The organism is Thalassobius vesicularis (assembly GCF_004799325.1).
GTDB lineage: Bacteria > Pseudomonadota > Alphaproteobacteria > Rhodobacterales > Rhodobacteraceae > Thalassobius > Thalassobius vesicularis.
Genome location: NZ_SSMD01000002.1, coordinates 281,997 through 303,405, shown reverse-complemented (window position 1 = coordinate 303,405; position 21,409 = coordinate 281,997). Strand labels below are relative to the sequence as shown.

The 21,409-nt window shown below is 64.6% G+C and carries 26 protein-coding genes, 1 tRNA gene and 1 other RNA gene; 13 read left to right on the top strand and 15 right to left on the bottom strand.

Going from position 1 to position 21,409, the window contains the following annotated elements; genetic code table 11:
• The first annotated feature begins 24 nt into the window (after nucleotides 1-24).
• Nucleotides 25-513: a PaaI family thioesterase gene (locus E7681_RS05270; protein ID WP_246032407.1), complete on the top strand. Its 489-nt coding sequence runs from the start codon at nucleotides 25-27 to the stop codon at nucleotides 511-513.
• Between the two features lie 121 nt (nucleotides 514-634).
• Here the strand turns inward: E7681_RS05270 and E7681_RS05265 are convergent, their stop codons facing one another.
• Nucleotides 635-1,003: a GFA family protein gene (locus E7681_RS05265; protein ID WP_136338224.1), complete on the bottom strand. Its 369-nt coding sequence runs from the start codon at nucleotides 1,001-1,003 to the stop codon at nucleotides 635-637.
• The gene (locus E7681_RS05260; RefSeq protein ID WP_136338223.1) at nucleotides 1,000-1,749 is read right to left on the bottom strand and encodes a rhomboid family intramembrane serine protease; all 750 of its coding nucleotides are present in this window, start codon (nucleotides 1,747-1,749) and stop codon (nucleotides 1,000-1,002) included. The genes E7681_RS05265 and E7681_RS05260 overlap by 4 nt, the downstream gene beginning before the upstream one ends.
• Nucleotides 1,750-1,827: 78 nt before the next feature.
• Between E7681_RS05260 and E7681_RS05255 the strand changes: the two genes are divergently transcribed.
• Nucleotides 1,828-2,367, top strand: a complete 540-nt coding sequence (locus tag E7681_RS05255) for a tetratricopeptide repeat protein (RefSeq protein ID WP_136338222.1) — start codon at nucleotides 1,828-1,830, stop codon at nucleotides 2,365-2,367.
• A gap of 55 nt (nucleotides 2,368-2,422) precedes the next feature.
• Nucleotides 2,423-2,508: transfer RNA gene (locus tag E7681_RS05250), tRNA-Leu, on the top strand.
• Nucleotides 2,509-2,912: 404 nt separating this feature from the next.
• Here E7681_RS05250 and dtd read toward each other — a convergent pair.
• The 9 genes from dtd to E7681_RS05205 form a co-directional block, all read right to left on the bottom strand.
• The gene (dtd, locus tag E7681_RS05245; RefSeq protein ID WP_136338221.1) at nucleotides 2,913-3,350 is read right to left on the bottom strand and encodes a D-aminoacyl-tRNA deacylase; all 438 of its coding nucleotides are present in this window, start codon (nucleotides 3,348-3,350) and stop codon (nucleotides 2,913-2,915) included.
• A gap of 135 nt (nucleotides 3,351-3,485) precedes the next feature.
• Nucleotides 3,486-4,157, bottom strand: coding sequence for a nitroreductase (locus E7681_RS05240; protein ID WP_136338220.1), 672 nt, complete (start codon nucleotides 4,155-4,157; stop codon nucleotides 3,486-3,488).
• 20 nt (nucleotides 4,158-4,177) lie between these two features.
• The gene (locus tag E7681_RS05235) at nucleotides 4,178-5,272 is read right to left on the bottom strand and encodes a TFIIB-type zinc finger domain-containing protein (protein WP_136338219.1); all 1,095 of its coding nucleotides are present in this window, start codon (nucleotides 5,270-5,272) and stop codon (nucleotides 4,178-4,180) included.
• The gene (locus tag E7681_RS05230) at nucleotides 5,262-5,642 is read right to left on the bottom strand and encodes a nuclear transport factor 2 family protein (protein ID WP_136338218.1); all 381 of its coding nucleotides are present in this window, start codon (nucleotides 5,640-5,642) and stop codon (nucleotides 5,262-5,264) included. The genes E7681_RS05235 and E7681_RS05230 overlap by 11 nt, the downstream gene beginning before the upstream one ends.
• A gap of 3 nt (nucleotides 5,643-5,645) precedes the next feature.
• Nucleotides 5,646-6,773, bottom strand: a complete 1,128-nt coding sequence (locus E7681_RS05225) for an SPFH domain-containing protein (RefSeq protein ID WP_136338217.1) — start codon at nucleotides 6,771-6,773, stop codon at nucleotides 5,646-5,648.
• A gap of 16 nt (nucleotides 6,774-6,789) precedes the next feature.
• A complete protein-coding gene (locus tag E7681_RS05220; RefSeq protein WP_136338461.1) occupies nucleotides 6,790-7,653 on the bottom strand; it encodes a DUF2927 domain-containing protein in 864 nt (287 codons plus the stop codon).
• A 76-nt stretch (nucleotides 7,654-7,729) separates the two neighbouring features.
• Complete coding sequence (locus tag E7681_RS05215) at nucleotides 7,730-8,929, bottom strand: toxic anion resistance protein (protein WP_136338216.1); 1,200 nt, start codon at nucleotides 8,927-8,929, stop codon at nucleotides 7,730-7,732.
• Between the two features lie 31 nt (nucleotides 8,930-8,960).
• Nucleotides 8,961-9,854 carry a 5-bromo-4-chloroindolyl phosphate hydrolysis family protein gene (locus tag E7681_RS05210; RefSeq protein ID WP_136338215.1) on the bottom strand — a complete coding sequence of 298 codons (894 nt, stop codon included), beginning with the start codon at nucleotides 9,852-9,854 and terminating at the stop codon, nucleotides 8,961-8,963.
• A 166-nt stretch (nucleotides 9,855-10,020) separates the two neighbouring features.
• The gene (locus E7681_RS05205; RefSeq protein WP_136338214.1) at nucleotides 10,021-11,136 is read right to left on the bottom strand and encodes a pseudouridine synthase; all 1,116 of its coding nucleotides are present in this window, start codon (nucleotides 11,134-11,136) and stop codon (nucleotides 10,021-10,023) included.
• An 86-nt stretch (nucleotides 11,137-11,222) separates the two neighbouring features.
• Here E7681_RS05205 and E7681_RS05200 point away from each other — a divergent pair, with 86 nt between their 5' ends.
• The gene (locus tag E7681_RS05200) at nucleotides 11,223-11,672 is read left to right on the top strand and encodes a nucleoside deaminase (RefSeq protein WP_136338213.1); all 450 of its coding nucleotides are present in this window, start codon (nucleotides 11,223-11,225) and stop codon (nucleotides 11,670-11,672) included.
• A gap of 5 nt (nucleotides 11,673-11,677) precedes the next feature.
• On the opposite strand, the gene E7681_RS05195 is transcribed toward E7681_RS05200, so the two are convergent.
• Nucleotides 11,678-12,370, bottom strand: a complete 693-nt coding sequence (locus tag E7681_RS05195; protein ID WP_136338212.1) for a metal-dependent hydrolase — start codon at nucleotides 12,368-12,370, stop codon at nucleotides 11,678-11,680.
• 152 nt (nucleotides 12,371-12,522) lie between these two features.
• Between E7681_RS05195 and gatC the strand changes: the two genes are divergently transcribed.
• The 8 genes from gatC to E7681_RS05155 all read left to right on the top strand — a co-directional run bounded on the left by gatC (nucleotide 12,523) and on the right by E7681_RS05155 (nucleotide 18,131).
• Nucleotides 12,523-12,810, top strand: coding sequence for an Asp-tRNA(Asn)/Glu-tRNA(Gln) amidotransferase subunit GatC (gatC, locus tag E7681_RS05190; protein WP_136338211.1), 288 nt, complete (start codon nucleotides 12,523-12,525; stop codon nucleotides 12,808-12,810).
• Complete coding sequence (gatA, locus tag E7681_RS05185; protein WP_136338210.1) at nucleotides 12,810-14,291, top strand: Asp-tRNA(Asn)/Glu-tRNA(Gln) amidotransferase subunit GatA; 1,482 nt, start codon at nucleotides 12,810-12,812, stop codon at nucleotides 14,289-14,291. Before gatC ends, gatA begins: the two co-directional genes overlap by 1 nt.
• A gap of 35 nt (nucleotides 14,292-14,326) precedes the next feature.
• Nucleotides 14,327-15,079 (top strand): hypothetical protein, encoded by a 753-nt coding sequence (locus tag E7681_RS05180; RefSeq protein ID WP_136338209.1) that lies wholly within the window; start codon nucleotides 14,327-14,329, stop codon nucleotides 15,077-15,079.
• 87 nt (nucleotides 15,080-15,166) lie between these two features.
• Nucleotides 15,167-15,823, top strand: a complete 657-nt coding sequence (locus E7681_RS05175) for an N-acetylmuramoyl-L-alanine amidase (RefSeq protein WP_136338460.1) — start codon at nucleotides 15,167-15,169, stop codon at nucleotides 15,821-15,823.
• Between the two features lie 11 nt (nucleotides 15,824-15,834).
• An RNA gene (gene rnpB / locus E7681_RS05170) (RNase P RNA component class A) lies at nucleotides 15,835-16,231 on the top strand.
• A gap of 94 nt (nucleotides 16,232-16,325) precedes the next feature.
• Entirely contained in the window at nucleotides 16,326-17,036 is a 711-nt protein-coding gene (locus E7681_RS05165) for a DUF533 domain-containing protein (RefSeq protein ID WP_136338208.1), read from the top strand.
• 147 nt (nucleotides 17,037-17,183) lie between these two features.
• Nucleotides 17,184-17,351 (top strand): 50S ribosomal protein L33, encoded by a 168-nt coding sequence (gene rpmG, locus E7681_RS05160; RefSeq protein WP_007799108.1) that lies wholly within the window; start codon nucleotides 17,184-17,186, stop codon nucleotides 17,349-17,351.
• Between the two features lie 93 nt (nucleotides 17,352-17,444).
• On the top strand, nucleotides 17,445-18,131 hold the full coding sequence (locus E7681_RS05155; protein WP_136338207.1) for a VIT1/CCC1 transporter family protein: 687 nt from the start codon (nucleotides 17,445-17,447) through the stop codon (nucleotides 18,129-18,131).
• Between the two features lie 74 nt (nucleotides 18,132-18,205).
• On the opposite strand, the gene E7681_RS05150 is transcribed toward E7681_RS05155, so the two are convergent.
• Both E7681_RS05150 and E7681_RS05145 read right to left on the bottom strand, forming a co-directional pair.
• A complete protein-coding gene (locus E7681_RS05150; RefSeq protein WP_136338206.1) occupies nucleotides 18,206-18,943 on the bottom strand; it encodes a Bax inhibitor-1/YccA family protein in 738 nt (245 codons plus the stop codon).
• 116 nt (nucleotides 18,944-19,059) lie between these two features.
• Nucleotides 19,060-19,278: a YjiS-like domain-containing protein gene (locus tag E7681_RS05145; RefSeq protein ID WP_136338205.1), complete on the bottom strand. Its 219-nt coding sequence runs from the start codon at nucleotides 19,276-19,278 to the stop codon at nucleotides 19,060-19,062.
• Nucleotides 19,279-19,403: 125 nt separating this feature from the next.
• Here E7681_RS05145 and E7681_RS05140 point away from each other — a divergent pair, with 125 nt between their 5' ends.
• On the top strand, nucleotides 19,404-20,255 hold the full coding sequence (locus tag E7681_RS05140; RefSeq protein ID WP_136338459.1) for a LysR family transcriptional regulator: 852 nt from the start codon (nucleotides 19,404-19,406) through the stop codon (nucleotides 20,253-20,255).
• A 3-nt stretch (nucleotides 20,256-20,258) separates the two neighbouring features.
• Here E7681_RS05140 and E7681_RS05135 read toward each other — a convergent pair whose 3' ends face one another.
• Entirely contained in the window at nucleotides 20,259-21,218 is a 960-nt protein-coding gene (locus E7681_RS05135; RefSeq protein ID WP_136338204.1) for an NADPH:quinone oxidoreductase family protein, read from the bottom strand.
• Between the last annotated feature and the right edge of the window lie 191 nt (nucleotides 21,219-21,409).

The window sequence follows — 21,409 nt, the reverse complement described above, 5'->3', positions numbered from 1 at the left end:
GCGAACATGTGAGGGGGGCGCGATATGAACGAACGCATGGTGGCGAAATCGCCCGAAGATCTGCCCAGCCAGGACGAGTTTCTGTCCATGTCGGGGCTGGAGGCGATGCAGAAGATGGCCAACGGCGAAACCGCCGGTCCGCCCATCGCGCATCTGCTGAACTATCGCCTGACCGAGGTTGCAGACGGCCGCGTCGTGTTCACCGGCACGCCCACCTTCCAGACCACGAACCCGATGGGCACGGTGCATGGCGGCTGGTACGGCACGGTGCTGGACAGCTGCATGGCCTGCGCGGTGATGACCAAGGTCCCGCGCGGCAGCGTCTACACAACGCTGGAATACAAGATCAACATCCTGCGCCCGATCCCGCTGGGAACCCAGGTTCAGGCCATCGGCGTGGCGCAACACGTGGGCCGCTCGACCGGCATCGCCAATGGCGAGATCGTCGGCGTCGAGGACGGCAAACTTTATGCGACGGGCTCGACCACCTGCATCGTGATGAAGATCAGGTAGCAAAGGGGCGCTGCCCCTCTCCGTCGAAAACTGCGTTTTCAACGAATTCACCCCGGGATATTTTCAAAAAGAAGAAGCCTGCTTCTTTCTGATCCCAAATACTCGCCCCGCAGGGCCGGTTTCAGCTTGCCCGGTCCTTTGGGTGGTTCACACCGTCCGCCCACGGAACCTCGCCGAGGTCGCGGGGGTTCACGCCTTCGATGGCGGCGACGTTGACGCCGTATTCGTTGGGGTTCGAGCGGCGCTGGTGGTGGGTGTAGATGCCGCAGATCGAGCAGAAGTAGTGTTTCGCCGTCATCGTGCCCCATTGGTACAGCGTCAGCGTGTCCTCGCCCTTGACGATCCGGATGCCGTCCAGCGGGGCTGACACCGCAATCGCGCCCCGACGGCGGCAGAACGAGCAGTCGCAGCGGCGCGCTGTGTTGAAGCCGTCGCTCAACTCGACCGCCAGTTCGACGGCGCCGCAGTGGCAGGTTAGTTTGTGAGTCATTTCCGGCGTCTCCTGACGATGGGGATCGAGGATCTGGCGAAGGCGTACTTGGCCTCGGGGTTGGGGGGCAGGCCGTGGGTGCGGCTCCAGTATCCCGGACCGCCCCGGCGCAGCCAGATCGGCATGGTCAGCGCGAAGCCCGCGATGAAACCGCCGGCATGGGCCCAGTAGGCCACCCCGCCCATCGACGCATCGGCTGCGCTGCCCGAGACCAGTTGCAGCAGGAACCACACGCCCAGCATCGCCCAGGCCGGGATCGCGAAGATGCGGAAGAAGATGATGAAGATGAACAGGATGTCGATCTTGGCCTTGGGATACAGCAGCAGGTAGCCGCCCATCACCCCCGCGATCGCCCCCGAGGCGCCGACGGTGGGCACCTCGCTCCAGGGGGCGGCGATGACATGGGCCAGGCTGGCGGCCAACCCCGAGGCCAGGTAGAACAGCGCAAAGCCGACATGGCCCATCGCGTCCTCCATGTTGTCGCCAAAGATCCACAGGAACAGCATGTTCCCGGCCAGGTGCATCAGCCCCGCATGCATGAACATCGTGGTGAACAGCGTGTCATAGTCGCGCCCCTGCGCGATATGGGCCGGGATCAGCGCGTAGCGGTCAAAGAACGCGGCCAGCGCGTAATCGTTGTTGAAATGGTCCATGTAGCCAAGGAACACCAGCACGTTCACCGCGATCAGCGCATAGGTGACGAAGGGCGTTCTGGACGATGGGTTATGGTCGCGGATCGGAAACATGGGCGCACGATCCGGGGTTTTCCGGCCGGGGTCAAGCGCCTGCCTTGACGGGGTTCGAAAACGCTCCAGATTAGGGGGATGCGTATCCTGTCTGTCATGGCGTTGATGCTGTCCGGTGCTGCGGCGTGGGCCTGTCCCGCGCCCCCCGATCATGCCGCCGCGATCGAGGACGTGCTGACCCAGATCCGCGCCGCCAAGACCGAGCAGGACGCCCGCCTGCTGACCAACCAGCTGTGGGAATTGTGGACCGACGCCCCGGATGAGGCCGCCCAGGCGGCGCTGGACACCGGCATCAGCAAGCGCGCCTCGTATGATTTTCTGGGGGCCACGCAGGAATTCGACCGCCTTGTCGCCTATTGCCCCGACTATGCCGAGGGCTACAACCAGCGCGCCTTTGTCAATTTCATGCGCGAGGATTACCAGGCCGCGCTGACCGATCTTGACGTGGCGCTGCGCCTGTCGCCGACCCATGTGGCGGCGATGACCGGCAAGGCGCTGGCGCTGATGGGGCTGAACCAGCAGGACCAGGCCCAGCAGGTGCTGAAACAGGCCCTTGCGCTGAACCCCTGGCTGCCCGAACGCCACCTGCTTGCGCCACCCAAGGGTGAGAAGTTGTAGCGCGTTTCGCGCCTTTACACGCCTGATTGATCGGCTATTGTCCGCAACTCTGTAGGCGGGCGTGGTGGAACGGTAGACACAGGAGACTTAAAATCTCTAGGCCGAAAGGCCATGCCGGTTCGAATCCGGCCGCCCGTACCAGACAATCCCAAAATCACTGTGCTCATCGCTGCGTGCCGCCCCGCGCGCCGACACTTTGTCAGACGATTTCGCCTGATCAGGCTTGCGCGACTCGCTGTTCTGTGATCGTCTGACGATCATCGCCGGGCCAGCGCCCCCTCCTGTCTCATGGGGGGCGTCGGTCGCGTCCGACCGAACGGGAGGTTCGCCGCAGCGACAGGTGCATGAGGGGTTGCGCCAGTCGCGTTTCTGAGGGGAAGCGGCAAACGTGGGGTTCGGCACCGGCATACGCGGCCAGTGGCCCGGTACGACGACCAGAGGCGCGGGGGAAGAGGGGCCCCCGCGCCGACTGGTTTCAGAGCGTACGAAAATCCCCAAGAATCTTACAATTTCGTGGGTGTATCGAAGGTTAAGGCGGCGTCCGATCAGACCTCGACCCAGATCGTGACCGGCCCGTCATTGACCAGCGCCACGCTCATATCCGCGCCGAATTCGCCGGTCTCGACGGAAATTCCTTCGGATTCCAATCGCTTGGCGAAATATTCATACAGGCGCTTGCCCTCGTCTGGCGGTGCCGCAGTCGAAAACCCCGGCCGATTGCCCCGCGACGTGTCTGCCGCCAGGGTGAACTGGCTCACCACCAAAGCCGATCCGCCCGCATCCCGGATCGAGCGATTCATCTTGCCGGATTCATCCTTGAAAATCCGTAGCTTAGCGATCTTTGCGGCAATCTGATCGGCCTGCGCCTCGCTGTCTCCGGCCATCGCGCAGATCAGGATCAGCAGCCCGGGGCCACTCCGCCCGATCACGCTACCGTCGACAGAAACCGAGGCTTCGGAAATCCGCTGCAACAAGGCTCTCATGGCGCCAATCCTCTCGCTGAACATCGGGAAAATCCCCCATATCCCGTTGATATGCAAGGGCTTCTTCTTTTTCCAAATATCCCGGGGGTGAATGCGTTGAAATCGTAGATTTCAACGGAGAGGGGGCTGGCCCCCTCAGCGCCAGTCGATCACCTCATCCATGTCCGCCCGTGCGGTGCGGAACCCGTTGGCCGGATGGCTGGTGTCCTCATATCCAAAGGAAATCGCGCATAAAATCAACCGGTTATCCGGAATGCCGAAATGCGCCCGAACGGTCGGTGCAAAGGCCGCAACCGCCGCCTGCGCGATGCTGGCCACGCCGACTGCCTCGGCCGCGACGGTGAAGGCCGCCACGAACCCCCCGCAATCCATCACGCCATAGGTGCCCAGATCCGCCTCGGACGTCACGATGGCCACGTGCGGCGCGCCGAACAGGCGATAGTTCTCCATCATCTGCTTGCCCGAGGCCACCCGGTCGCCCCGCGTCACGCCCACGGCGTCGTACAATTGCAGGCCACATGTGCGGCGCCGGTCCTGATAGACCCCAAGATATTGTTTGGGCCAGTCCAAATCGGGCTGCGCTGCTTGGCTCGAGGCGGCGGCATGAATCACGTCGCGGAACCGGTCAGTCTCGGCCCCGTCGGTCACGATCACTTGCCAGGGTTGGGCGTTGCACCAGGTCGGCACGCGCGAGGCGGCGCGGACGATGCGTTCGACCACGTCACGCGGCACCGGATCGGGCCGGAATCCGCGGCAGGAATGGCGGCGATGCATCAGGGCGTCAAACGCGTCAAACTCTTCGGTCATGTCCCCTCCCCAAGGGTAAGTCATTGATTTTGTGCGGCGATGTAGCCAACGATCCCCGCCACGATCAAGCCCAGTACCACCGCGAAGGCGATCTTCCAGGCCGACCAGGGACGCTCGCCCTGTACCCGCCCGGTTTGGCCGTTGATCACGAAACGGTACGTTTTTCCGCGATATTTGTACGCCGCCAGCCAGACAGGCAGCAGGATATGTTTGAACGTAACATCGCTGATCTGGGTCTGGATATCGTGAATGCGCTGCTGATCACCGCCGATGTCGAAACGCACGTCGCGCTCGATCACACGGTTCATCTTTTCGCGGGCAATGTCATAGCCCTGGTCCAGCTCGACCGAGTAGCCCTCGGCCCGGAATCCGGCCAGAAAGTGCGGCTGATAGGGCTTCAGCGCGGACAGATCCCACGGCTCCAGCGCGTCGGTATAGCGCCCCGGCAGGCTGCGCGAGGCCAGCACCAGCACGTCGTCAAAGAACCGCGCCACGCGGCCCGATTTCGGAGTCCAGCGGATTTTCGGGACCTGCACCTGCACGGGCTTGCCGTCGCGCATCACGGTTTCGGTGACGTAATAGGTCGTGCCGCGCTCGCCGCGATAGGCGGATTTGGTGTCGGCGTCGAAGGTCCAGTAGGGGACATAGATGCCGTCCATCTTGCGGCCCTTGCGGGCGTATTCCTGCAAGCCATTGGGCGCGAACCACAATTTCCCCAGCCAACGGGTCATCGCTTCACGCGCCTGACCCTCGTTCAGCACGAAGGGCAGCACGCCGCGCGGCTTGATCTGGCGATGCGTGCCGGTGTCGGTGACGACGGGCGTGGCGCAGAACGGGCATTCGAGGGCGTGGGTGGCCTCGGAAAACTCGACCTCGGCGCCGCAATTGGGGCATTTGGTGGTGCGGATTTCCTCGATGTCCTGGGCGGGCAGCAAGTTGTCCAGCGCTTGTTTGAAATCCAGCTCGCGGATGGCACCGCCTTTCCAGAGGCCCTTGTCCTGAACGGGTTCGGTGTGGCCGCAATGGTCGCAGATCAGCTGCCCGGCCTTGGGATCGAAGCGCATGTCCGCGCCGCACTGATCGCAGGGAAAGCGGTGTTCGGAATTATCGGCCATGCGCCCCTCCGGCATGTTCGAAACTGACGATCTGGGCGATTTCGCTGGCGGCGGTCGATGTGAAGCGGATCACGTGGCAGAACAGCCGGTCGCGCTGGCCCGGACGGCGCAACGTGCCCGAGGCGGTGCCCGCCTTGCCGTGGCTGACCACCTGATCGACGCGGATTTCCTCGCATCGGGGCAGGGTGGCGCGCAGGGTCTGGATCGCCGCGCGCCCCGAGATGGCACCGCCGTTACGGTCCCAGACCGCGCCTTCGGACAGCACCGAGTCGGGCAGGTCGCCCGCACCCAGAAGGGCCAGGGCGATCTGCTCAACCCGTTGATTGCGGGGCGAGTTTTCGCAGTCAGAGCTGCGGATGACCTGTGTCATGTCTTAGCCTGCGGGCGGCGGCGGAGGAGGCGGCAGGATGGTGAACAGCTGCGCCAGTTCCTGCACGTCCTCGGCGTGTTTCCAACCGTCCTGACCGGCGGTCCAGACATGGGTTTCGCGCGTCAGGCTGCCGTCCGAGGCCATCCGCCCCATCGTCGCGCGCGAGAACGGCCCCTGCGTCTGGCCGTCCACGGCGATGTGCCAGACCTTTTCGACCGGCGGGGGCGGGGGCGCAGCGACGGGCGCGGCAGGCTGCGCCGCCTGAGGCACGGCGCCCCACGGCCCCGTGCGCGCCATGTTCTGCGCCATCGCCATGCCCATCCCCATGCCAAGCCCTGCCCCCATGCCCGAATTGGGCGTCTGGGCGGCGGCGGTCATGGCCTCGGCGGCGGAATACTGGGTGAACTTGCCCAGATCGCCCGCCAGACCCATCGAGGTCCGCTTGTCCAGCGCGGCCTCGACCGCCGGGGGCAAGCTGATGTTTTCAATATACAATTCGGGGATCGACAGGCCGTATTCGGCGATCGTGGGGGCGATCTCGGTGGCGATCAGCTTGCCCAGGTCGGCGGTGTTGGCGGCCATGTCCAGCACCGGAATCCCCGAGGCGGAAATGGCGCGGGAAAACTCTTGCACGATCACGTTGCGGATCTGGAAACTGATCTCGTCCATCGTGAATTCGCCGTCGGTGCCGACGATCTCGGTCAGGAATTTCGCGGCGTCGGACACGCGCACGGAATAGGTGCCGAAGGCGCGGATGCGGGTCGGGCCGAACTCCGGATCGCGCAGCATGATCGGGTTCTTGGTGCCCCATTTCAGGTCGTTGAACCGGGTCGTGTTGACGAAATAGATCTCGGACTTGAACGGCGATTTGAACCCGTGGTCCCAGTGCTGCAGCGTGGTCAGGATCGGCATGTTGTTGGTTTCCAACATGTACAGGCCGGGGGTGAAGACATCGGCCAGCTGCCCCTCGTGGACAAAGACGGCGGCCTGGCCTTCGCGGACGGTCAGCTTGGCGCCGTACTTGATCTCGTGGCCTTCGCGTTCAAAGCGCCAGACCATCGTGTCGCGGGTGTCGTCCGTCCAGTGGATGACGTCGATGAATTCACCGGTCAGAAAATCGAAAATACCCATGGGGTCCTCCGTTTGTTCAACTGTGGGTGCCGACCAGTTCCCTGGCGATGCGGCGGATGATGGGGCGGGCTTCCTCGGCGCTCATGCCGGCACGCAGGCGTCGATCGTACAGGATTTTCAGCAGCATTTCGTCATGCGTCGTCAACAGCGCGAATTCATCGTCGTCGTTGAAGATCGAGGGGCGCGCGGCGGGGCTGTCATTGGGCAGGCCCAGCCCCTGGGCCAATTCTTCGTGGATGCAGGAAAGGCGCAGCAGGTCGGGGTGTTCAGCCCGGATGATCGCGATGGCCTTGTTGTATTCGTGGTCGTCCGACATGTTCGACAGCGACAGCACCAGGCAATAGATCGAGGAGGGGATCTCTTCGAGGATTTGCAGAAATGCGGGCTGGATGTTCGGCACGATGGTGCGGACGCTGGACAGCACCTCGCTGCGGTCATCCTCGGAGACGACCAGCACCATGAAATTGGCGTCCTTGTCGCGCATCCCGATGGGGTGGCCGGTCACGCGGTTCAGCCGGTTGACGTAATTGGTAACGGATTTGGTGTCGGTGGCGCGCTGTTCGGGTGGGATCGAGGCGCCGAAATGCAGCTTGACGCGCACCGGGTCCGACCAGCGCCGCAGTACGCCCGCCCCGGATTTCGAGGCACGCATCCCCGCGCCGCTTTCGTATTCGTCATAGAGGGCAATGCGTTCGAAATCGCGGGCCAGCATCGCGGCGGTGAAGGGCGTGTCGGGGCCGCCGCCATCAGTGCGCAGCAGGCCCTGTGCCAGCAGGTCGGCCTGCAGGCGGGAATAGTAACGCGTCAGGGCCTGGCTTTGCGCGGACGGTCCGGCGGCCAGATCGGACGGGCGCGATTTGGGGGGCTGGCGCGGCCCCATATCAATGCACCCCGCCAGCGCCAGAACGGCGCAAGCGGCGGCTGCTTTGATCGGGCCGGGCCAGACGTGCAAACGCTTACCCCTTCGGAACCGAGGTGCCGGCAGTGTCGCCCAGACCGGTCTTGCGGGCCTTGGCAGCGGCGAGGGTGTCGCGCAGCTCGGCCTCCATCTTCTTCAGGTCGGCCTCGGCGGCGGCGCGTTTGGCCTTGCCCTCGTCGGCGATTTGCAGGCTTTCGTTGATCGTGGCGATCAGGTCGGCATTGGCCTGTTTGACGGCGTTGATGTCGAACACGCCGCGCTCCATCTCTTCGCGGATCATCTTGTTGGATTCGCGCAGGTTTTTCGCGTTGGCAGTCAGCAATTCGTTGGTCAGGTCATTGGCGTCGCGGACGGCGGCGGCGGCCTCGGCGCTGCGCTGGATGGTGACGGCCTGCGCCAGTTGGGTTTCCCAAAGCGGTACGGTGTTCACCAGGGTCGAGTTGATCTTGGTCACCAGCGACTTGTCGTTTTCCTGCACCAACCGGATCGAGGGCAGCGACTGCATCGTCACCTGACGGGTCAGTTTCAGGTCGTGCACGCGGCGCTCCAGATCGTCGCGCGCGGCACGCAGGTCGCGCAGTTCCTGCGCTTTCATCACCTGCTCGCCTTCGGGGGCGGCCTGAACATCGGCCTCTTTGGCAGGGATGGTTTCGCTGTCCAGCTCTTTCAGCTTGGCTTCGCCGGCGGCGATGTAGAGCGCCAGTTCGTCGTAGAAGGCCAGGGTTTTCTGGTACAGCAGGTCCAGCGACTTGATGTCCTTCAGCAGCTTGTGCTCGTGGTTCAGCAAGTCGTCGGTAATCTTGTCGATCTGGCCCTGCACCATCTCGAAGCGGGCGGTGAATTGGGCGAAGGGCGCGGCCTTGCCCAGCAGTTTTTCCCACCAGCTGCGTTCACGGCGCACGTCCAGTTCCGAGACCGAGAAGCCGCGGATCGTGCTGACGATGTTGCGCAGGCTGTCACCGGCGGGGCCGACATCCTTGTTGCGCACGTCGGACAGCATGGCCTGGCTGATCTCTTGCAGTTCGGCCTGCGCGCCCGAGCCGAAATTCACGATGGACCCGGTGTCGGACATGTCCAGTTCGGCCATGCGGGTGCGGATTTCCTCGGACTGGGCGGGGGCGGCCTGCTCCAGCGCGACGACCTCGTCGGCGCGGGTGGGTTCGGGCAGGATCACGGCATTGACTTCATCAACCAGGGCCAGCGCATCCTGCGCCTTTTGCTGAGTGGTTCCGGGCATGTGTTTCCCTTTCGGTATCCGTTTCAACGGGTTATTGCGAGGTCACGCCTTCGCGTTTCAGCCGGTCGCGCAGCACGTCGATCTCGATATTCAGATCGCTGCGGTCGTCCAGCAACAATTTTCGGGTGCGGGCGGCAAAGTTCTGCTCAAGATCGTCCAGCAGCGCGGCATAGTCGCTGCGGGCTTGGGCATCGCCGGTGCGGGCGTAGATGTCGGCGAACTTGATCGTCGCGTCGCGGGCGCCCATCAGGTAGACGGACAGGTATTTGCGCGCGGCGGTCAGGTCGCGCGGGTCGTTTTCAACGGTGCGGAACAGGTCGCGCGCGGTGGTCTGGAACTGGTCGAGCCGCGCCATCATCTGCCGGTCGCCTGCGCGCTTCATGGCGTCGGTCATGGCGGCAAGGTGCTTTTCCGCCTCGTCCACGGCGCGGGCCACGCGGTCGGTCTGGAAGGTGTCGATCCCCTCCATCCCCTTGTTTTTCATCGGGTCCACGCCAAAGGCCAGCAGGTGCAGCGCGGAGCCGATCACCAGATAGATCACGGGGGCGATCAGATCGCCGGTGGCGGCGAACCCGGCCAGTGCCAGGCCCAGACCAGTCAGCAGCGAGCCCGCGATCTTGCGCGGAAAGGCGGGGCGGCGGGCGACGGTGCGGGCCTCGTATGCTTCTTGTGCGATCAGGCCCTCTCGGGTCAGCCAGGCGGCCAGGATCAGCAGGCCAAGCGCGGCGAGGTTCAGCGCCAGCGCGGTCGGGCCATTGCCGAAGGCCGACCAGATCAGGGGCAGCGGGGCAAGAAACAGCAGGTTCACACGGCCCCCGGCGCGGGTGCGGCGGGCGGCGCGGAACTCTCCGCTTGGTTTTTGGGTCGGGTTTTGGGCGGGGCTGTCGCCTTGCGGGCTGAACTTGCCGCCGTAACGTTGTGCCATCCTAGACGCCTCCTGCGATCGAGACGTAGAGGATCAATATGACAAGCAGGACAAAGGCCAGCTTTTGCAGACCGGTATCAGACATCCGTTCCCCAGAGTTTTGGTGCCTATCCAAAGGTAGGGGATCGGGGGCCGTGTTACTAGGGGGAGAAACGCGCGTCCCGCGTCACGACCGTTTCGGGCCGGGGCGTCCGCCGGGTTTTCCATCGGGTTTGCGCGCCGGGCGCGGGCCGGTTCCGGGGCCGCGTTTGGGACCATCGCCCCGCGGACGATCACTGCCCGAGGCCGCGCGGGCCGGTTTGCCGGGGCCTGCCGGTTTGCCGCGCGCGGGGCGGCCGGGTTTGGCCGGGCGGTCGCTGGCGTCGGGGCGGGTGCTCAGCTCGGCCGAGGCGGGTTTGCCGCGACGCGGGCGGGCGGGCTTGCCGCTGTCCTCGGCGGGTTTGGGGCGACCGGGCTGGCCGGGGCCGCCAAAGGCCGATTTGCGCGGCTTGCGGCGCAGACGGGGGCCTGCGGGTTTCTCGGTCTCTTCCTCCATCGCGGCCATGCCTTCGGCGTCCAGACCCAATTGATCGCGCACGACCTTGCGGCGGACTTCCTCGACCTCGCCGGGTTTCAGCTGGCCCAGCAGGAACGGGCCGTACGAGGTGCGGATGAGGCGGTTCACGGTGAGGTTGATCGCCTCCATCGCGCGACGGATTTCGCGGTTCTTGCCCTCGCGCAGGCCGACGGTCAGCCATGCGTTGGCGCCTTGCTGGCGGTCCAGCGAGACGATCATCGGCTGGTAGGTGACGCCCTCGTGGGTGATGCCCTTGCGCAGGGGTTCGAGGATTTCTTCGGTGACCTTGCCGTTGACGCGGACGCGATACTTGCGCAGCCAGCCGGTGGAGGGCAGTTCCAGCTTGCGCTTGACCTCGCCATCGTTGGTCAGCAGCAACAGCCCCTCGGAGTTGAGGTCGAGCCGGCCGACGGACATGACGCGGGGCAGGTCCTCGGGGAGTTTGTCGAAAATGGTGTCGCGGCCCTGTTCATCGCGGGTGGTGGTCACCAGACCGGCGGGCTTGTGGTACAGCCACAGGCGCGGCGGCTCGGCGGCGGCGAGGGGCTGGCCATCGACGGTGATGCGGTCGCGCGGGGTGACGTTCAGCGCGGGGCTGTCGATCTGGGCGCCGTTGACGGTGACGCGACCCTCGGCGATCAGCTTTTCCGCCTCGCGGCGGCTGGCGCGGCCCGAGCGGGCGATGATCTTGGCGATGCGATCGCCCTGGGGGGTGTCTTTGGTCATGTCTGGCGTCCTGAAGCGGGGCAAGGCCCTTGGCTATACCATATCGCACCATTGCGAAAGCGGACAATGCGGGGCAAAGACGGGTTATGGTGTTTCGCAGCTACATGGATCAGGCGCTGGACGAAGCCCGCGCGGCCGCCGCGCGGGGCGAGGTGCCCGTGGGCGCGGTTCTGGTCGCCCCCTCGGGCGAGGTGGTGGCCCGCGCCGGCAACCGTACGCGCGAGCTGTCCGATCCGACCGCTCATGCCGAGGTGCTGGCGATTCGCGCCGCTTGCGCCGCCGCCGGGTCCGAACGCCTGCCCGGTCATGATCTATATGTTACGCTGGAGCCTTGTCCGATGTGTGCCGCTGCCCTGTCGGCCACGCGGATCGCGCGCATCTATTACGGGGCGTCCGATCCGAAAAGCGGCGGCGTCGCGCAGGGGCCGCGCATCTTCAGCCATCCGCAGTGCCACCATGTGCCCGAGGTTTATGACGGCATCGGGGCGGCAGATGCAGAGGCGCTGCTGAAGGAGTTCTTCGCGCAGCGCCGCTGATCGGGTCAGAGAGTGATCGGCACCATCACCTGCGGTTCGATCACGTTCACGCCTTGCAGCTCTTCCTTCATCAGGGCGGCGGATTGCTCCAGCAGGGGGAAGGTGCGGTAGTGGCAGGGGATCACGGTCTTGAAGTTGAAGAACGTCTTGGCCGCGTAGCTGGCGCGCTTCATGTCCATCGTGAAATGGCCGCCCGCGCACAGGATGCCGATGTCGGGGTGGTGCAGATCGTTGAACACCTTCATGTCCGCCATCACGTCGGTGTCGCCGGTGGCGTAAATCGTGTGCCCCTCGCCGGAAATCATGAAGCCCGCCTCGGACCCGCAATAGACCGGTCCGTTCGGCCCCGCCATCGAGGACGAGTGCACCGCGTTCACCATCGTCACCGCGACATTGCCCAGCTTGACCGTGCCGCCCTTGTTGAAGCCGACGGTCTTGATGCCTTCGGTGCCTTCCCAGTGGCTCATCAGGTCGTAGATGCCGACGACGGGGATGTTCTGCGCCTTGGCGATGGCCAGCGTGTCGCCGACGTGATCGCCGTGGCCATGCGTCAGCAGGATCGCCGTGGCGTTGCAGGTGGCCGTGTCGCGGCTGTCCGCGGGGAACATCGGGTTTCCGGTCATCCAGGGGTCCAGCAGCAGGATCTGGTCGCCGATCTCGATTCGGAATCCGGAATGGCCCAGCCAGGTGATTTTCATGATTGCCCTCCTCATATTGCGCTTTGTCGATGCTAGCACGGGGGGCGTGGTTGACCAGACGGGAATTCGCCTGCGCCCAAGGCGGGGTGATGCTTGCGGAGCGCGGGGGAGGGCGTTAAACGCATCGGGGACTGGAAAACGGAGACTTGCCGATGTCGATCGACACGCAGACCGCCGCCAAGGTGGCCAAGCTGGCCCGGATCAAGGTGGAAGACGACGCGCTGCCCGCGCTGGCCAACGAGTTCAACACCATCCTGGGCTTCATCGAGCAGCTGAACGAGGTGGATGTCGAAGGCGTCGAGCCGATGACCTCGGTCACGCCGCAGCGTCTGAAACGGCGCGAGGACGTGGTGACGGATGGCGACATGCAGGACAAGATCCTGGCCAACGCGCCCGACGCGCGCGAGGGCTTCTTCGCTGTGCCGAAGGTGGTGGAATAATGACCGATCTGAACAAACTGACCCTGGCCGAGGCCCGCGACAAACTGCGTGCCAAGGAAATCACCAGCGTTGAGCTGACCGAAGCCTGCCTGAAGGCCGTGGACGCCGCCGATACGCTGAACGCCTTCGTGCACAAGACCCCCGAGATCGCGTTGCAGCAGGCGAAAGCCGCCGACGCGCGTCTGGCTGCGGGCGATGCGCCGGCCATGTGCGGCCTGCCCGTGGGCATCAAGGACCTGTTCTGCACCAAGGGTGTCGCCAGCCAGGCGGCCAGCCGGATTCTGGAGGGCTTCAAGCCCGAGTATGAATCGACCGTGACCAGCAAGCTGTTCGACGCGGGCTCGGTCATGCTGGGCAAGCTGAACATGGACGAATTCGCGATGGGTTCGTCGAACGAGACCTCGGTCTATGGCAATGCTGTGAACCCGTGGAAAGTGGACGATCGCCAGCTGACGCCGGGTGGGTCTTCGGGCGGGTCCGCGTCCGCCGTGGCAGCCGATCTGTGCCTGGCCGCGACCGGCACGGATACTGGTGGCTCGATCCGCCAGCCCTGCGCTTTTACCGGCACCGTGGGGATCAAGCCGACCTATGGGCGCGTGTCTCGCTGGGGCATCGTGGCCTTCGCAAGCTCGCTGGATCAGGCCGGGCCGATGACCAAAACGGTGCGCGACTCGGCGATCATGCTGGGCGCGATGGCGGGTCATGACCCCAAGGATTCCACCAGCGCCGATCTGGCCGTGCCGGATTTCGAGGCGATGCTGACCGGTGATATCCGCGGCAAGAAAATTGGTATTCCCAAGGAATACCGTCTGGATGGCACCCCCGACGAGATCGTCAAGCTGTGGGACGACGGCACCGCGATGCTGAAGGACGCTGGCGCGCAGATCGTCGATATCAGCCTGCCGCACACCAAGTACGCGCTGCCCGCGTATTACGTGATTGCGCCGGCCGAGGCGTCCTCGAACCTGGCGCGCTATGACGGCGTGCGCTACGGCCGCCGCGCCAAGCTGGCGGCGGGCGACGGCATCACCGAGATGTACGAAAAGACCCGCGCCGAGGGCTTCGGCCACGAGGTGCAGCGCCGTGTCATGGTCGGCACCTACGTGCTGTCCGCTGGCTTCTACGACGCCTATTACAACCGCGCCCGCCGCGTCCGCGCGCTGATCAAGCGTGACTTCGATCTGGCGTTCGAGGCCGGTGTCGATGCGATCCTGACTCCCGCCACTCCGTCCGCCGCGTTCGGCTTGGGCGAGATGAGCGACGAGGATCCGGTGAAAATGTACCTCAATGACGTGTTTACCGTGACGGTGAACCTGGCCGGTCTGCCGGGCGTCAGCGTTCCCACGGGTCTGGATGCCCAGGGGCTGCCGCTGGGGCTGCAGCTGATCGGGCGTCCGTGGGAAGAGGGCGATCTGCTGAATACCGCCTATGCGCTGGAACAGGCGGCAGGCTTTGTGGCCAAGCCGCAGCGTTGGTGGTAAGGACGCGCGAAACGGAAACGGGCAAGGTGATGGCGATGCGGTACCTTCTGTGTGGTGTGGCTCTGGTGGGTCTGGCGGCGTGCGAAGCATCCCTGCCTGACAGCGGTGTGGGCTTCGGGAACTATACCGACTACCGCAAGACGCAGGACCAACAGGCCGCGGATCAGGCGGGCAACCCGCTGCCCTCGCCGATGGCCGTGTCCGAGGAAACGCTGGAACCCAGCCGGACCGGCGTTTCGGGGACTATCCCCGCAGCCGCACCCATCGCGGGCCAGCCGCAGGACGAGGCGGCCCGTCTGGCCGCTGATACCGCGGCGGCGCTGAGCGGCGGGGCGGCGACGCAACCCGCAGCCCAGCCTGAAACAGCCCCCGCGAAGAAGCCGGAGTTGAACAATCCCGGCATCTCCTCTGAGAACGATTTCAAATCGGTCTCGGCCGAGCGCACCATCCAGAGCGATGCCGAGCGTCTGGCCCAGAACAAGGCGCAGTACCAGGTGGTTCAGCCGACCTCGGTGCCGATGCGGTCTGGTGGCACCGGGCCGAACATCGTGGAATTTGCGCTGAAGACCTCGAACCCGATTGGCACGCCGATGTATGCGCGCGGGCCGTTCAGCACCGAAGGCCGGGCCGAGCGCAACTGCGCGAAATACGCCTCGGCCGATCAGGCGCAGGCGGCTTTCCTGGAACGTGGCGGGCCCGAGCGGGATGGCCAAGGGCTGGACCCGGACGGCGACGGTTATGCCTGCGACTGGGATCCGCGCCCGTACCGCAAAGCCTCGGGTGGATGACGCCTCTTGCGTGACACACTGCAACCGACCGTGATCCAGCGCCCGTCCCCGAATTTCGGTGAAAGACGGGGCGGCGTTCTGCCGGATATGGTCGTGCTGCATTACACCGCGATGGCGAGTGCCGCCGACGCGATCGAGCGGCTGTGCGACCCCGAGGCCGAGGTTTCGGCGCATTACGTGATCGGGCAGGACGGCACGATCTGGCAACTGGTCCCCGAGGAAAAGCGCGCCTGGCATGCTGGTGCGGGCAATTGGGGGTGCGTGTCGGACGTCAACTCGCACTCAATCGGGATCGAGCTGTGCAACCTTGGCGACCACCCCTTTGCCGAGCCGCAGATGGCCGCGCTGGAGGCGCTGCTGGAGGATATTCTGGCGCGTTGGTCGATCCCGCCGGAACGGGTCATCGGGCATTCCGACATGGCGCCCGAGCGCAAGTGCGATCCGGGTACGCGGTTCGACTGGCACCGTCTGGCCCTGCGCGGGCTGTCGGTCTGGCCGAAGGTGGAACGTCAGGACCATCTGGAACCGATGGACTGGGACGCCAGCAAGGTGATCCATGTCGGGCGGGCGCTGCGCAGTTTCGGCTATGTCATGCCGGATAACGAGATGGCGCCGCTGCATGTCTACAACGCCTTTTGCGCGCGGTTTGGCTGTGCTGGCCCGGAAAACCGGGCCTATGCAATGGCCATGGCCGAGGACCTGGCGCGTCGCTTCCCCGTTGACCGCCCGCAGGACAACGCATAAGTGATCCGGGCGCGGAGGGCTGGATGGCCGCTTGGGTCGCAAGACCCGGGAGGAAAGTCCGGACTCCACAAGGCAAGGGTGCCGGGTAACGCCCGGCGGGGGCAACCCCAGGGAAAGCGCCACAGAGAACAGACCGCCCCTGCATGCAGGGGTAAGGGTGAAACGGTGGAGTAAGAGACCACCGCGGGACTGGCAACAGGACCGGCATGGCAAGCCCCACCCGGAGCAATGCCGAATAGGGGCCTTGCGCGGGGCATGATCGGGCAACCGATATCGCCGCAGGTACGTCTTGACCCAGAGGCCCGGGTTGGCAGCTAGAGGCGCGTCGGTAACGGCGCGTTCAGATGAATGGTCATCCAGAGGGGGCAACCCCTTGGACAGAATCCGGCTTACAGGCCCTCCGCGCATATTCCTCCAGAAAATCGGCGAAAATTTGTTGGCCCACGGGGCTGTTGGCCCCAGTATGGGGCGATGTTCATGCCACCAGCAGGAGGACCCCTCGATGAGTTTCGTTCGTACTTTGGCCACGCTGGCCATCGGTTTTGCCGCCGCGCGCGGTGTTGACAAGTATCGCAAGATGGGCGGCATGGAGGGCATTCAGGATGCCATGAAAAAAGCCGCAGGCACCGGTGGTGTGGCCGACCAGATGACCGCGATGGCCGAAAAGATGGGGCTGGGGGCGGGCATGGCCTCGCTCGAGTCGATGATGGGCATGTTCAACCAGCAGGCCAAGGGCGCCTCGGACGCGGCCGGGACCGGGCTGGACAACATGATGAGCGCGATGACAGGTGCTGCGACCACCGGGGCAGGGGGCATGGCCGCCCTGTTCGAGACGATGACCAAGGGCACCCCCTTTGCCGCCATCGCCGAGGACAACGCGCGGCTGATGATCCGGGCGATGATCCAGGCCGCCAAGGCGGACGGAGAGATCGACGCCGAAGAACAGGCCGCGATCCTGTCGCATCTGGACGGGGCCTCGGCCGCGGAAATCGCGTTCGTGCAGGCCGAGCTGGCCGCACCCGTCGACGTGATGGATCTGGCCCGCGACACGGGGGATACCGCCAAGGCGCAGGTCTATTCGGCGGCCCTGATGCCGATCACCGTCAACACCGACGCCGAGAAGCAATACCTGTCCAATCTGGGCTCGGCTTTGGGGCTGGATGCCGCGAAAATCAACGAGATTCACGAGGCGATGGGCAAACCGACCCTGTGAAACAAGGGACATCGAAGCGGGGGCGGAAATCCCCCCGCTTTGTCGCAGAATTGCTGTTGACTCGGGTGGGATAACCCTTAAAAGGCAGGCTTCAAGGATTCCACGGGCGGCCCGACTGACCCGTTAGACCAAGACTGGAGTTTTACCATGGCGAAGCCGACGACGATCAAAATCCGTCTGAACTCGACCGCAGGCACGGGCCACTTCTACGTGACCAAGAAGAACGCTCGTACCATGACCGAGAAGATGACCGTGCGGAAGTACGACCCGGTCGTGCGCAAGCATGTCGAGTACAAGGAAGGCAAGATCAAGTAATTGATCCCCCCTTCTGACGAAGCTGAGGGCCACGCGTTTGCGTGGCCTTTTGCGTCTGTGCCCATGTGCAAATGAGTTGCAGGAGTAACGCCCATGCCCAAGGAAGGCCATTTCATCAATCGCTCTGGGTGGTTGCGCGCGTCGATTCTGGGCGCGAATGACGGCATCGTGTCCACGGCCAGTCTGCTGGTGGGCGTGGCCGCGGCGGGGATGGACCGCTCGGGCATTCTGCTGACGGGCTTGGCCGGGCTGACGGCGGGCGCGTTCTCGATGGCGGCGGGCGAGTACGTGTCGGTCTCGGCTCAGTCCGACACCGAGGCCGCGGATTTGGAGCGTGAACGCCGCGCGCTGGAGGATGACCCCGAATACGAGCTGCACGAGTTGGCGGCAGGTCTGGCCACGCGCGGGGTCGCCCCCGATCTGGCGATGCTGGTGGCCGAGCAGATGACCGAGCACGACGCGCTGGACGCCCATGCCCGCGAGGAGCTGGGGCTGACTGAACTGGCCAGCTCGAACCCGCTGGAGGCGGCGATCGCGTCGGCCTTTGCCTTTGCGATCGGGGCGGCGCTGCCGATGCTTGGCGTGCTGGTGCCCGCTCCGGGCCGCATGTCGGCCGTGGTGGCGGTGGTCACGCTGATCTCGCTGGCCGTTCTGGGGGCTGTCGGGGCGCGTCTGGGCGGCGCGCCGATGATGCGGGCGGTGGTGCGGGTGCTGTTCTGGGGCGTCGTCGCCATGACCGTGACGGCGGGCGTCGGGTTCCTGTTTAACGTTGTCGTCTGACCCAGACACTGCCTGACATGCAAAAGGGCCGGTCAAACGACCGGCCCTTTGTGTTTCCTCAGCGGCGCTGCGCGTTATTCGCGATTGCCGAACAGTTGCAGCAGGAACATGAACATGTTGATGAAGTCCATGTACAGGTTCAGCGCGCCCATGATGGCGGCCTTGCCCAGCCACTCGCTGTCGCCGTGATGGGCGTGGACCAGGTAGGTGTTCTTGATGTTCTGGGTGTCGTAGGCGGTCAGGCCCGCGAAGATCAGCACACCCAGGATCGAGATCGCGAACATGATCGCGGGCGAGCCCAGGAAGATGTTGATGATCGAGGCGACCAGCAGGCCGATCACACCCATGATCAGGAACGAGCCCATGCCCGAGAGGTCCTTCTTGGTGGTGTAACCCACCAGCGACAGGCCAGCGAACGAGATCGCGGTGACCAGGAAGACCTGCGCGATCGAGAAGCCGGTGAACGCCACGAAGATCCAGCTGAGCGACAGGCCCATCACCGCCGCGAAGGCGAAGAAGAACAGCTGCGCGCCAGCGGCGGACAGGCGGTTGATTGCGGCGCCGAAGGCGAACACCATGATCAGCGGCGCGAACATGACGATGTAGCCCAGGATGTTGGGCTGAAGGGTCATCGGGTCACGGAATACGGCCAGCAGACCGGGCGCAGTACCGACCGCCCATGCCACGGCAAAGGTGATCAGCATGCCCACGGACATGGTGCCGTAGACCTTGTTCATGTGGGCGCGCAGCCCTTCGTCGATTTGGGCGGCGCGGGTTCCGGTCGCCGCTCGCATCGTGTTGTATTCAGCCATCTAAGCCTCCGAGTGTGTTCCAGATGCCCCGTTGGGAAGGAGCTTGTCTCGAATATCGGTGAGGGGGCCTTGAATTTCAAGGCTCCCCTCGGCGGATTTGGCGGCTGTCCGGGCGATCAGCGGCGCCAGTGGCTCGGGGCATCCCAGAACGGGCGGCCGGCCTCGGACAGGGCCTCGGCGCGGGTCAGGCCGATATCGGCCAGCGCGGCCGCGTCAAGGCAGGCCAGGGCGCGGCGCTGACGGTGCAGGGCGATGGCGGTTTGCAGGCGGCACAGCATCGACACACGCAGCGGACGGGACGCAAGGGAGTAGCGCAGGGAATGGGGGGCGAACATAGCGGTTCCTTTCCAATGTGTGATGGTTTTAGTTTGTTGCATCAATTCTGATGATGTATATGGATGCAATTGCGGCATTTTGAAAATGAATGTTTGCACTGGTATTCATCAAGAATGGTGATGGTATGCGAAATCTGGACGTGACGACCCTGCGCTCTTTCGTGGCGGTGGCGGATCTTGGCGGCGTGACGCGCGCGGCGGGGGTGTTGAACCTGACGCAGTCGGCGGTTTCGATGCAGCTGAAGCGGCTCGAGGAATTGCTGGGCGTGCCGCTGCTGGACCGCTCGACCCGCGCGATCGGCCTGACGGCGGCGGGCGAGCAGTTGCTGTCCTACGCGCGGCGCATCGTCGAGTTGAACGACGAGGTGATGTCGCGGCTGACCGATCAGGTGTTCGAGGGCGAGATCGTTCTGGGCGTGCCGCATGACATCGTCTATCCCGCCGTGCCGCAGGTGTTGCAGCGGTTCGCCCATCAGTTCCCGCGGATGAAGGTGAACCTGATCACCTCGTTCACGCGTGAGCTGAAGGCCCAGTTCCAGCGCGGCGAATGCGACGTGATCCTGACCACCGAGGCGGTGCTGGAGGCGGGGGGCGAAACCCTGACCACCAAGCCGCTCAGATGGGTCGGTTCGCCCGGCGGGTCGGCTTGGAAACAGCGCCCGTTGCGTCTGGCCTTTGGGCGATTCTGTATCTTCCGCGCCGGGGCTATTGCCGCGCTGGATCAGTCGGGCGTGGATTGGGAAATCGCGGTCGAGACGGAATCGGACCGCACGATCGAGGCCACCGTCAGCGCCGATCTGGCCGTGCACACCATGATCGACGGCACCGAGCCGCGCCATCTGGAGCAGATCCAGCACGGGGGGCAATTGCCCGATCTGGGGGCGCAGCAGATCAACATGTACGTGACCGACAAGGGGCGCAAACAGGTGATCGGCCATCTGGCCGACCAGCTGCGCCAAGCTTATCGCGCGATGTGACGTTTAAGGGGTCACGACGACCTTGCCGGTGGACTTGCGGGTCCGCAGCAGCTCCAGCCCCTCGGCCGCGTTGTCCAGCGTCACGACGTTGCTGACATGCGGCTTCAGCTTGCCCTGTTCGTACCAGCCGATCAGGGTGCGCAGGCTGTCGGTGATGACCTGCGGGTGGAACGCCATATAGCCGCCCCAGTAGACGCCCAGCACGCTGAGGTTTTTCACCAGCAGGTGGTTGGCGGGGATTTGCGGAACCTCGCCGCTGGCGAATCCGATGGGCAGCAGGCGACCCTCGGGTTTGCAGGCGCGGAAGGCGGCCTGCCATTGCTCGCCACCGACCGCGTCATAGACCACGTCCGCGCCGCCCAGCGATTTGACGATGCCCCGGATGTCCTGGCTTTCGGCGTCGATCAGGTGATCCGCGCCAGCGGCCTTTGCGACGGCCAGCTTGTCAGCGCCGCGTGCGCAGGCGATCACGGTCGCGCCCATCAGTTTGCCGATCTCGACCGCCGTCAACCCGACGCCACCGGCGGCACCGGTGACCAGCAGCGTTTCACCCGGTTGCATCCGCGCGCGGTGATCCAGCGCCACGTGGCTGGTGCCATAGGCGATCTGGAAGGCGGCGGCGTCCTCGAAGCTCATGCAGTCGGGGATTTCGACGCAGCGGTTCACGTCGAAAACGCCGTAATCAGCCAGCCCGCCCTGACCGCCGAACACCGCAACGCGGGTGCCGACCGCAGGCCCGTCCGTATCGGGGCCCAGCTGATCGACAACGCCCGCGACCTCCATCCCCAGGGTAAACGGCGCCTGTGGGGTGTCCTGATACTTGCCCTGAATCATCAGCAGATCGGCGAAGTTCAGACCGCAGGCCGCGATTTTCAGGCGGATCTGCCCCTTGGCGGGCTGAGGGATCGACAACTCGGTCAGCTCGGGCTGGGTTCCGATGGTGGGGACGTGAAAGGCGCGCATCTGTTTCCTCCGGTTTGCGCTGTTATGCGAAGCGGCAAGGGGGCTGTCAAACGGCCTGCGTGTTGGCGGATGAATTGGTCATCGAACCCGTCCAATTCGCCGCTTAATTGTCAGAACATTCATTTTTTTCCCGTTTTTGATGAGACCGATGCTTGATCCACATTCAAAATCCGATAGATTTCGGACGTTTG